Origin of the sequence: Massilia genomosp. 1 (genome assembly GCF_011682185.1) — a bacterium.
Classification (GTDB): Bacteria; Pseudomonadota; Gammaproteobacteria; order Burkholderiales; family Burkholderiaceae_D; genus Telluria_A; species Telluria_A rubra.
This window is the reverse complement of the sequence record NZ_WHJF01000009.1, coordinates 100434-110348: the sequence shown is the minus strand read 5'-3', so window position 1 is coordinate 110348 and position 9915 is coordinate 100434. Positions and strand designations below refer to the sequence as shown.

Genomic DNA, 9915 nt, shown 5'->3' with positions numbered 1-9915 from the left:
ACCGCTCCTGCCGTGCTCGACAGTTTCATGTCGTCCACCGCGATGGTCGCGCTGCCGTTGGGGATCGAGATCGACAGCCCGTTCGGGGACACATTTTGCTGGGCGAAGACAGATGTCGTTGCCATGCCAAAAGTGATGCAGGCGATTGCGCCGAGGAGGCGGCGCGACATTCGGAATACAGCAGGGCTGGTCTGGGACATGTTCTTTTTTATTGTGATGAATTAAGGCGCGCCGAAACGCGCCCAGGGAAGGCATCAATCTTTGTGTTTCGTTAGGAGCCATGCTTTGCTACGCTTTGACGAACAGAATCCAGGCAAGGCGGCATAATGCCTTTCGTGTTGCAGTGAAGAAGGACGCCGAGCAAATCACACGGCCCGGAAACGTCGCCTGGCGAGGTCAACGGCGTCATTTCCGCTCGCTTTGACTGGCCCCTCAGGCGGCAGGACGGCCCGCTTGCATCGTCAGTAAGGCGCGTAGCTGACAAACCCTCGAAGGCTTCACTGATACCAAGGGCAGCCACCGTCCTATCAAAAATGACAATAGTGCAGCGGGGAAATCTTATCGAAAATAGTTCTCAGTTTCAATGATTTTATGAGATTTGGTTTTGATCGGAACAAAATGAGACGGTCATCTGAAAAGCGGAAAGTGACTGGCTGACCTGCATTGATTATGGTAGAACTGTAAAGACCGCAATGTGTTCTTGGCGCCGGGCACGCGCTGATGAATGTCCCGATCAGTTCCACACGCGCCAGGCGCCTCAGCCGGGCAGATGACTACGGTTACAGCGGCTCGTCGTCATAACGGATCTGCATGCCATTGAACACGCGTATTTCCAGATACACGCTCTTGCCGGCCGAACGCCGGATGCGCAGCACGTCGTGGCTTTCCCATGCGGCGGTGACGGGCGTGCCCCCCTCCGATACCAGCACATAGGTGCTGTTGTCTTCGCCGTCGAAGGCAGTGCCGCTCGAGCGCACTGCAACGACTTTCGCGTAGCCCACGGTGGCGCCGCAGTTTCTCCTGAAGGTCGTCACCGTCGAATATCCGTTCGGCGAGGTCGATTCGGATAAGACGTCGTTTCCGCACGGTCCACTCAAGTCCAGGCAAGCGCTCAGAGACGATGCCAGGGCCAGCATTGCAAGCGAACGCATCATGCAGTTCTCCCTGTTAAATCGCATGCACCAAGCATGCGGGTCGGTTCCGGATAACAAAAAGCCCCGCTCTCCTGCGAGAACGGGGCTGTGCGCGCCGCGCCTGGGCGCGGCGGCAATCGTACATTCTTACATCTGCTCGATCATCACATCGCCGAAACCGGAGCACGACACTTGGGTCGCGCCTTCCATCAGGCGGGCAAAATCGTAGGTAACCTTTTTCGAGGCGATCGATTTCTGCATCGACGAGATGATCAGGTCGGCCGCTTCCAGCCAGCCCATGTGACGCAGCATCATTTCAGCCGACAGGATCAGCGAACCCGGGTTCACATAGTCCTTGCCTGCGTACTTCGGCGCGGTGCCGTGGGTCGCTTCGAACATGGCGACCGAGTCCGACAGGTTGGCGCCCGGAGCGATGCCGATACCACCCACTTGTGCGGCCAGCGCGTCGGAAATGTAGTCGCCGTTCAGGTTCAGGGTCGCGATGACGCTGTACTCGGCCGGACGCAACAGGATCTGCTGCAGGAACGCGTCCGCGATCGAATCCTTGACGATGATGTCCTTGCCGGTCTTCGGATTCTTGAACTTGCACCATGGGCCGCCATCGATCAGCTCGGCGCCGAACTCTTTCTGTGCCAGTGCGTACGCCCAATCGCGGAAGCCGCCTTCGGTGTACTTCATGATGTTACCTTTGTGAACGATGGTCACGGAAGGCTTGTCATTGTCGACGGCGTACTGGATCGCCTTGCGCACCAGGCGCTCGGTGCCTTCGATCGACACTGGCTTGATGCCCAGGCCCGAGGTCTCAGGGAAGCGGATCTTGGTGACGCCCATTTCCTTGATCAGGAAATCCATCAGTTTCTTGGCGCCTTCGGAACCTTGCTGGTATTCGATACCGGCGTAGATGTCTTCCGAGTTTTCGCGGAAGATGACCATGTCGGTCTTCTCTGGCTCACGCACTGGCGACGGCACGCCGGTGAAGTAACGCACCGGGCGCAGGCAGACGTACAGGTCGAGCTGCTGGCGCAGGGCGACGTTGAGCGAACGGATGCCGCCGCCGACCGGGGTCGTGAGCGGTCCCTTGATCGACACAACGTAGTCCTTCAACACTTCCAGGGTTTCTTCCGGCAGCCACACGTCCGGGCCGTACACGGTCGTCGACTTCTCGCCGGCATAGATTTCCATCCAGCTGATCTTGCGCTTGCCGCCGTAGGCCTTGGCCACGGCTGCGTCGATGACCTTGATCATGACCGGGCTGATATCGACGCCGGTGCCATCGCCTTCGATGTAGGGAATGACTGGATTATCTGGTACATTCAGCGAAAAATCGGCATTGACCGAGATTTTTTGGCCGTCAGCAGGTACTTTGATATGTTGATACATCGTGATCTCCGAAGTGGACGCATAGCAGGCGACAACAATGTTGCGTCTGTCAGGCATGGTCTGCAATCTGAATTGGTTACTATAAATACGACGAGAGTAGTAGTCTTCTATAAGACATAAGACGCGCGTTTCATATTATGCACCAGTATTTTACTAGGCGCTACGGTTTTGCGACACTAACAAATGGCTTGCCGGCCGAACGGCGGGCCGAACATCTTTCCAGCGACTCAATTATGCCCCTCATTCTCTTTAACAAGCCGTTCCAGGTGCTGTGCCAGTTCTCGCCCCAGGCAGGACGCGAAACGCTGGCCGACTACCTGCGCACGCCCGAGATCTACCCGGCCGGCCGGCTCGACGCCGACAGCGAAGGCCTGATGCTGCTCACCGACGATGGCCGCCTGCAGCACAGCATCGCCCATCCGGACCACAAGGAAGCGAAGACCTACCTGGTGCAGGTGGACGGCGCGCTCGGTGTGGACGCATTGGCGCGACTGCAGGCGCCGCTCGACCTGGGCGATTTTGTCACCAAGCCATGCAAGGCGGTGCAGATTGCCGAACCGGGCTGGCTGTGGCCGCGCACGCCGCCGATCCGGGTGCGCGCCGACAAGCCGACCAGCTGGATCGCGATTACTTTGCAGGAGGGGAAGAACCGCCAGGTGCGCAGGATGACGGCGGCGGTGGGCTTGCCGACCCTGCGGCTGGTACGCAGCAGCATCGGGCCGTTTTCGCTGGCCACGCACCCCCTGATGCCGGGGGAATGGGTGGAAGTGCCGGCCGGGGACATGAAGAAAATCTGAAGCGTATCCCGAACCGGGCTTGTTTCTACGCCGGGGTCAGACCCCGGTTTTGCTTGTCTGGGGTCTGACCCCGGTGTAGAAACAAGCCCGGTTTTGCTTGTCTGGGGTCTGACCCCGGTGTAGAAACAAGCCCGGTTTTGCTTGTCTGGGGTCTGACCCCGGTGTAGAAACAAGCCTGGTTTTGCCCGATAAAGAGGACCCGGGCAGTTTCCAAATCGCAATTCTTAAACCGGGGTCAGACCCCAGGCACCCAACACCGGGGTCTGACCCCGGTTTAAGAATTGCGACTTGAAAACCAAAGCGCAGACGAAAAAAACCCGCCGGACCGAAGCCAGGCGGGTTTTTGTCATGCTCACAAGCTCAAACCAGCGGACCGAAGTCCACCGGCGGCACAGACTATTAAGCCAGCGCTTTCAGAGCGGCAGCCAGACGGCTCTTGTGACGCGCTGCTTTGTTCTTGTGGATGATTTTCTTGTCGGCGATGCTGTCGATGGTCGACACGGATGCCTGGAAGATCGACGCTGCGGCGGCTTTGTCGCCAGCCTGGATAGCCTTGCGCACTGCTTTGATAGCGGTACGCAGGGTCGAACGCTGCGACGAATTGTGAGCGTTTTGCTTAACTGCTTGACGAGCGCGCTTGCGTGCTTGTGCGGTATTTGCCATGGAATTTCCTAAATCGAGGTCAAGTTGCGTTTGCAAACAATAGCGTCTGTCAAACCAGTGTTTTTTCTACACCTTGTGTGTCAAACCAGTGCCTGCCAAACATTAGTGTCTGCGTAACAGAATTCTGTACAGCCTTCGATTATAGCGAAAAGTTCCGGTAAGGGCAATTCAAAAATCAACATTTGTCGGCCGACCCCGTCCGCACCACCCTTGCCGGGCTATAATCCCGGCCCATGAACTTGCTCAAAACCCTGGCTGCCATCTCCAGCATGACCATGCTGTCCCGCGTCACCGGCCTGCTGCGCGAAAGCCTTTTCGCGCGCGCCTTCGGCGCTTCGGAATTCACCGATGCCTTTAACGTCGCCTTCCGTATTCCCAACCTGCTGCGCCGCATGTTCGCCGAGGGCGCCTTCGCCCAGGCCTTCGTGCCGATCCTGGCCGACGTCAAGACCCAGCACGGCGACGAAGGCACGCGCCCGCTGGTCGACAGCGTCGCCACCGTGCTGATCTGGTCAACCCTCCTGATCACCATCGCCGGCATCATCGCCACCCCGATGCTGATCATGTGGATCATGGACACGTCGAAACAGACGCCGCAGGCCGAGCAGGCCGCCGTCTTCATGACGCGCATGATGTTCCCCTATATTATCTGCATGGCTTTCGTCTCGCTGGCCAGCGGCATTCTCAACACCTGGCGCCAGTTCAAGATTCCCGCCTTCACGCCTGTCCTGCTGAATATTTCCTTCATCCTGGCGTCGCTGTTCCTGGCCCAGCGCCTCGAGCAGCCAATCTACGCGATGGCCTTCGCGGTGGTGGTCGGCGGCCTGCTGCAGGTGGGCATCCAGATTCCCTCCCTGATGAAAATCGGCATGCTGCCGCGCATTTCGATCAATCCCATCGCCGCCCTGCGCGACCCGGGCGTACACCGCATGCTGAAAAAGATGGGACCGGCCGTGTTCGCCGTCTCCGCCGCCCAGATCAGCCTGCTGGTCAATACCGGCATCGCTTCGCGCCTGGGCGCCGGCAGCGTCTCCGCCCTCACCTACGCCGACCGCCTGATGGAATTCCCCACGGCGATGCTGGGCGTGGCCTTGGGCACGATCTTGCTGCCCAGCCTGGCCAAGGCGAATGCCGAGGGCGATACCTCCGAATACTCGGCCCTGCTCAACTGGGGCCTGCGCCTGACCTTCCTGCTGGCCCTGCCCGCCTCGGTCGGCCTGGCCATGCTGGCCGAACCGATGATCGCCACCCTGTTCCACTATGGCGCGTTCAGCGCCAGGGCGGTCCACGCCTCGGCCATGCCGCTGATGGCGTACAGCGCCGGCCTGGTCGGCATTATCCTGGTCAAGACGCTCACGCCGGCGTTTTATGCGCGCCAGGATGTGCGCACGCCGGTGCGCATCGCCATCGGCGTGCTGGTGGCGGTGCAATTGATGAACCTGGTGTTCGTGCCGTATTTGAAAGTGGCGGGCCTGGCGCTGTCGATCGGCCTGGGCGCGTGCATCAACGCGGCCGTGCTGTACACCATGCTGCGCAAGCGCGGCATTTATGTGCCGCAGCCGGGCTGGATTGTGTTCTTCGCCAAGCTGGTCATCGCCGTCGCCGTGATGGGCCTGATCGCGTACTACTGCAAGATCCAGCTCGACTGGACCGCGCTGCAAGCGCGTCCATGGCTGCGCGCCGGCGCCCTGTTCGCCATCGTGGCCGGCAGCGGCCTGGCTTACTTCGTGGTGTTGTTCGGACTAGGCTTCCGCTTCAAGGATTTCAAGCGCAGCGGGCGCTGAGCGGCGCGGGCGTCATCGTCGCGCCCCAGCCGCTTTACAAGGATACAGGCGCGCCAGGACGGCGAGCACGGCGGGAGCGGCGTCCCCCTTGAGCTTGTCCTTGCTCAGGCGCGATAAGTCTTCGACGATCAGATAATTCAGTTCATGGGGCACCGATTTTCTATCGGGACACCACTGATGTCCGGCAGCCGCACCCATGACGCCATCGATATAGCCCATGGCACGCTCGCGCCGAACCGAATTGAGCTGTCCTTGCGCAGGATCGGCAAGCATATCGCGAACCAGCTTTTCTCCCGTCATGTGCGAGTCGTAGGGGCGTGGCGGCGCGCCATGCGCGTGCGTTGCCACCATGATCAGCGCAGAGACAACTGCTCTGACGCGTTGAGCGGCGTGCTTCATGATCCAGATGCCATTTCCATGTATTACCTCCTGAGCCATGCTGACAACATGCTATTACCAATAACGTTTTTTGCGCCTACTTTTCCCTTTTAGGTTCGTTGCGGCGGCCGTCGTCGCGCTGGCGTTCGTCGCGCTGGCGCGCCTCCTGCCCCGCGCCGTCTTTCCCATCCCCCTCCTGCCCGGTCGTACCGGATTGATCTTCCTGCGGCGGCTCCACCGGTTCGTCCGGCTTGTCGGCCGGCGGATCGGCCTTCTCGGGCTGCGCTTCCTCGGGTGGCGTGGTGGCCTCGACGGGCGGCTCCTGGGCGGGTGCTGGCGGCATGGCCGGCGCCGGCTCCGGCGGCTTCGGCGCGCCGTCGGCGGGCGGGAACAGCGGCGCCGGCTGGCCCGGCTGGTTCTGGCCAGGCACCGTCAGCGGTTCCTGCGGCGCCATGGTCAAGGTCGACAAGGTGAACTTCCACTCCGACAGCTTGCTCTTGTTTTCCATGTTCAGGAAGCGCGCGTCGAAATTGCCGACCTTGAGCGGCGGCGAATCCGACAGGCTGTAGACCCCGAGCACGCCCTGCTTGTCGCCCACGTACATCACGCCCCATTCGGCCTTGCCGGTGATCGGGTCGACGAAAATCTTGCGCAGGTGGCGCCGGGTGCCGGGAAAGCGCGGGTCCTTGAGCAGTTCCTGCAAGGTGGGCGGCTGCTGCGGCTGGCCCGGCGGCGTGGCGGCGGCGTAGCTGCGCAGCGCATCGCTGAAGGCGGCGCCGATGGCGAGCAGTTCTTCTTCGGCGGCGGCGCGCTGCATGAGCGAGCCGACCTTCAGGCTGGCCGCGCCCACCAGCCCGATCACGGTGACCAGGATGATCAAACCCAGATAGGTAAAGCCGTGCGCGCGCGTCAAGCGCGGCGCGGCCCTACCAGTCGAGGTACGGTTTGCCGTTGCGGTCATTGCCGGGCGCCCCACTCTTGATGCTGTACAGGTTGCCCTTGGTGGTGTCTTCGGGAGCCACCAGGATCCAGCTGGTGCTGCTGTCGGCCACCGGGTCCACGGGAATACTGCGCAGGTATTTTTTCTCGACCAGCTGTTCCAGCGAATCGGGATAGCGCCCGGTGTCGGCGTAGTACTGGTCGATCACGGCGCGCGTGTTGCGCAGGTTGTCGGCCAGGATCGTATCCTTGGCGCTGTCGATGCTCGGAAAAAAGCGCGGCACCGCGAGCGTGAGCAGCAGCGCGACAATGCCCAGCACCACCAGCAGTTCGATCAGGGTGAAGCCGCGCGCCGGGCGGCCTTGGTTTGCTTGCATCCGTGCTTGCATCCTCTTTACCATTTGCGGTACGGTACATCGTTCAGGCCGACCCGGTCCGAGGTCGAATACACATCGTACACGTCCTCGCCTTCGCGCGGGTCAAGGGCCTCGCTGGCGTAGCTGCGCTTGCCCCAGGTCTGGGCGGGATTCACATCGCCGCTGGCGCTGAAAGGGTCGCGCGGCACGCGGCGCAGGAAAAAGATCTTGGCGCGGGTGGGACTGCGCACATCGGGCACGCCGTCGACCAGTTGCTCGAGCGACTTCGGGTAACCATTGCTGTTCAAGGCGCGCGCGATCCGACCCTCGTCGTAAGCGCGCTTGTAGGCGTCGATGCCCTGGCGGATTTCGCGCAGCGAGCGGCGCAACTCCTGCTCCTGCTGGCGTTGCATGGTCACTTGCGTCACCGGCACCACCAGGGTGCCGAGCAGGGCCAGAATCGCCAGGGTCACCAGCAATTCGATCAGCGTGAAGCCGCGGCCCCGCCCGTGCGCCATCATTGCTCCGGCGCGGGCGTGGTTTCCGGGACCGGCACCGGGGTGACGGCGGCGGCCGGCGCTTCCGGTAGCGCCGGGGCCGGGGCCGGGGCACGCACGCCCGGCGACGGCGGCATGAGCACCGGCGCGCGCGGCGTGGTATCCGGACGGCGCCGGAAGCTGGTCTCGGTACCGGCGCTGAACTCGGACGCGCTGGCCGGCGGACGCACGATGTTGCGGATCAAATGCGGCGTAATCGACAGCACGATCTCGGTGCGGTCGGCGCCATCGGCGGTGCGTCCGAACAGGCGACCCACCACCGGCAGGTTGCCGACACCAGGAATCTTGGTGCCGTTGCTGCGGTCTTCATTGTTGATCAGGCCCGCCAGCACCTGGTTTTCGCCATCCTTCAGTTGCAGCATGGTCGACGCTTCGCGGTTGCCGATGCGGTACGCCGTGGTGCCCGAGGCGGTGGTGATGGTGTCGAGCAGGCTGCTCACCGTCAGGCCGACGCGGATGCCGATTTCGTTATTCAGATAGATGGTCGGCTCCACGTTCAAGGTCAGGCCGACGTCAAGATACGTGATCGATTCCTGCGAAAAGCCGTTCGCCACGCCACCCGACGACAGGGTGGTGGTGATGTTCGGGACCTTGTCGCCAATAACGATCTTGGCCTTTTCCTTGTTGCGCACGCGGATGCGCGGATTGGCCAGGGTGTTCGAGTCGCCGTCGGTCTTGCGCGCGGTGATCGTGGTCGACAGCGACGACAGGCCGATATCGGCGCGTCCCAGCCCGCGCACGGTGTCGAGCGTGAGCGGCCCGCCGCCGGGCGTGGTCAGGGGCGCCAGGGTCAAGGTGGTGGGCCACGAGACGCCCAGTTCCAGCAGGCGGCTGCGCTTGATTTCCAAAATCTCGACTTCGAGCATGACTTCCGGCTCGGCCACGTCCTGCAGCGCCACCAGCTTGGCGGCCAGCTTGATCGCTTCCGGGTTGTCGCGCAAGATCACGAGGTTGAGCTTTTCGTCGATGACCACGTCGCGCGACTTCAAAATGGTCTTGAGCGTGTTGGCCACCACCTTGGCGTCGGCATTGGCCAGGAAGAAGGTCTTGACCGTCATTTCCTGGTATTCCTTGAGCTTGGTGGCCACGTTCTGGTACACCAGCAGGGTATTGCCGTCCATGACCTGGTAGTCCAGCTGGTTCGACACCATCAGGTAGTAGATGGCCGATTCGACCGTGCTGTTTTTCAGGAAGATGGAGGTCTTCTGGTCGGTCTTGACGTCCTTGTCGAAGATGAAGTTCAGGTTCGAGCGGCGCGCGATCACGTCGAGCACCTGCTTGAGCGGAGCGTCGCGGAACTCGATGCTGATCGGCGTCTTGTAGGCGGCCGACAGGCCGGTTTCGGCGACCGGCGCGGCGGTCTTTTCGGCCACCTGCAAGAGCAGCTGGCGCGCCGGTTCGTACTGCGGACGCTCGATCAGGATCGCGGCGGCACGCGCGCGGGCCGGCTCGTATTCCTTGCGCTCGAAGGCGGCCGTGGCCTCTTCCATCGCCCTGGCGTGGCGAGCGTCCATCTCGATCAGGCGCAGGCCGGCGCGGGCGCGCTCGTTGGCCGGGTCGAACCCCAGCACGCGCTGGTAATCCTGCAGCGCCGGGGCCGGCCTGCCGGCGGCGAGCGCGCGGTCGGCCTGGTCGAGCAGGCGCGTGGCGGCGCGGTCGCGCGCGCGCAGATAGGCGGCGCGAAAGACCGGGTTTTCGGGCTGGGCGTCGACTGCCTGGCGGTACTTGATCAAGCCCGCCTCGATTTCATCTTTCTCGACCAGCGAATTGCCTTCGAGGTAAGCGGCCTGCCCGGCGCAGCCAGCCAGCGCCAGCGCCATCAGAGGCGCCATCAGCGGACCGGCGGCGGCGCGCGCAAGGCGGCGCCAGGGTGGCAAATTCAGGCAACGTGTGCCAATCCGGTGACT

At 62.2% G+C, this 9915-nt stretch carries 11 protein-coding genes; 3 read left to right on the top strand and 8 right to left on the bottom strand.

Going from position 1 to position 9915, the window contains the following annotated elements; all coding sequences use genetic code 11:
• The coding region (locus F1735_RS05635) for a hypothetical protein (RefSeq protein ID WP_167236007.1) at window positions 1–225 on the top strand (225 nt) is incomplete at its 5' end.
• A gap of 554 nt (window positions 226–779) precedes the next feature.
• On the opposite strand, the gene F1735_RS05630 is transcribed toward F1735_RS05635, so the two are convergent.
• Window positions 780–1154 carry a DUF5412 domain-containing protein gene (locus tag F1735_RS05630; protein ID WP_167236006.1) on the bottom strand — a complete coding sequence of 125 codons (375 nt, stop codon included), beginning with the start codon at window positions 1152–1154 and terminating at the stop codon, window positions 780–782.
• Between the two features lie 126 nt (window positions 1155–1280).
• A complete protein-coding gene (icd, locus tag F1735_RS05625) occupies window positions 1281–2534 on the bottom strand; it encodes an NADP-dependent isocitrate dehydrogenase (protein WP_166890744.1) in 1254 nt (417 codons plus the stop codon).
• Window positions 2535–2767: 233 nt separating this feature from the next.
• Here icd and F1735_RS05620 point away from each other — a divergent pair, with 233 nt between their 5' ends.
• Window positions 2768–3331 carry a pseudouridine synthase gene (locus F1735_RS05620; protein ID WP_167236005.1) on the top strand — a complete coding sequence of 188 codons (564 nt, stop codon included), beginning with the start codon at window positions 2768–2770 and terminating at the stop codon, window positions 3329–3331.
• 399 nt (window positions 3332–3730) lie between these two features.
• Here F1735_RS05620 and rpsT read toward each other — a convergent pair whose 3' ends face one another.
• Window positions 3731–3994: a 30S ribosomal protein S20 gene (gene rpsT / locus F1735_RS05615; RefSeq protein WP_054267030.1), complete on the bottom strand. Its 264-nt coding sequence runs from the start codon at window positions 3992–3994 to the stop codon at window positions 3731–3733.
• A gap of 233 nt (window positions 3995–4227) precedes the next feature.
• On the opposite strand from rpsT, the gene murJ reads away from it, so the two are divergent.
• Complete coding sequence (murJ, locus tag F1735_RS05610) at window positions 4228–5778, top strand: murein biosynthesis integral membrane protein MurJ (RefSeq protein ID WP_167236004.1); 1551 nt, start codon at window positions 4228–4230, stop codon at window positions 5776–5778.
• A gap of 12 nt (window positions 5779–5790) precedes the next feature.
• On the opposite strand, the gene F1735_RS05605 is transcribed toward murJ, so the two are convergent.
• The 5 genes from F1735_RS05605 to F1735_RS05585 all read right to left on the bottom strand — a co-directional run bounded on the left by F1735_RS05605 (window position 5791) and on the right by F1735_RS05585 (window position 9885).
• A complete protein-coding gene (locus tag F1735_RS05605; RefSeq protein ID WP_167236003.1) occupies window positions 5791–6177 on the bottom strand; it encodes a Rap1a/Tai family immunity protein in 387 nt (128 codons plus the stop codon).
• A 76-nt stretch (window positions 6178–6253) separates the two neighbouring features.
• Window positions 6254–7117, bottom strand: a complete 864-nt coding sequence (locus F1735_RS36360; protein WP_229505640.1) for a type II secretion system protein — start codon at window positions 7115–7117, stop codon at window positions 6254–6256.
• The gene (locus tag F1735_RS05595) at window positions 7083–7472 is read right to left on the bottom strand and encodes a type II secretion system protein (RefSeq protein WP_229505639.1); all 390 of its coding nucleotides are present in this window, start codon (window positions 7470–7472) and stop codon (window positions 7083–7085) included. Before F1735_RS05595 ends, F1735_RS36360 begins: the two co-directional genes overlap by 35 nt.
• 17 nt (window positions 7473–7489) lie before the next feature.
• Window positions 7490–7969 carry a type II secretion system protein gene (locus F1735_RS05590; protein WP_373888477.1) on the bottom strand — a complete coding sequence of 160 codons (480 nt, stop codon included), beginning with the start codon at window positions 7967–7969 and terminating at the stop codon, window positions 7490–7492.
• Window positions 7969–9885: a secretin N-terminal domain-containing protein gene (locus F1735_RS05585; RefSeq protein WP_308626725.1), complete on the bottom strand. Its 1917-nt coding sequence runs from the start codon at window positions 9883–9885 to the stop codon at window positions 7969–7971. The genes F1735_RS05590 and F1735_RS05585 overlap by 1 nt, the downstream gene beginning before the upstream one ends.
• Window positions 9886–9915: the final 30 nt, after the last annotated feature.

Bases quoted from the DNA above. Each gene is read 5' to 3' on its own strand.
- F1735_RS05630 (WP_167236006.1), bottom strand. From the start codon at position 1,154: ATGATGCGTTCGCTTGCAATGCTGGCCCTGGCATCGTCTCTGAGCGCT.
- icd (WP_166890744.1), bottom strand. From the start codon at position 2,534: ATGTATCAACATATCAAAGTACCTGCTGACGGCCAAAAAATCTCGGTC.
- F1735_RS05620 (WP_167236005.1), top strand. From the start codon at position 2,768: ATGCCCCTCATTCTCTTTAACAAGCCGTTCCAGGTGCTGTGCCAGTTC.
- rpsT (WP_054267030.1), bottom strand. From the start codon at position 3,994: ATGGCAAATACCGCACAAGCACGCAAGCGCGCTCGTCAAGCAGTTAAG.
- murJ (WP_167236004.1), top strand. From the start codon at position 4,228: ATGAACTTGCTCAAAACCCTGGCTGCCATCTCCAGCATGACCATGCTG.
- F1735_RS05605 (WP_167236003.1), bottom strand. From the start codon at position 6,177: ATGAAGCACGCCGCTCAACGCGTCAGAGCAGTTGTCTCTGCGCTGATC.
- F1735_RS36360 (WP_229505640.1), bottom strand. From the start codon at position 7,117: ATGACCGCAACGGCAAACCGTACCTCGACTGGTAGGGCCGCGCCGCGC.
- F1735_RS05595 (WP_229505639.1), bottom strand. From the start codon at position 7,472: ATGCAAGCAAACCAAGGCCGCCCGGCGCGCGGCTTCACCCTGATCGAA.
- F1735_RS05590 (WP_373888477.1), bottom strand. From the start codon at position 7,969: ATGGCGCACGGGCGGGGCCGCGGCTTCACGCTGATCGAATTGCTGGTG.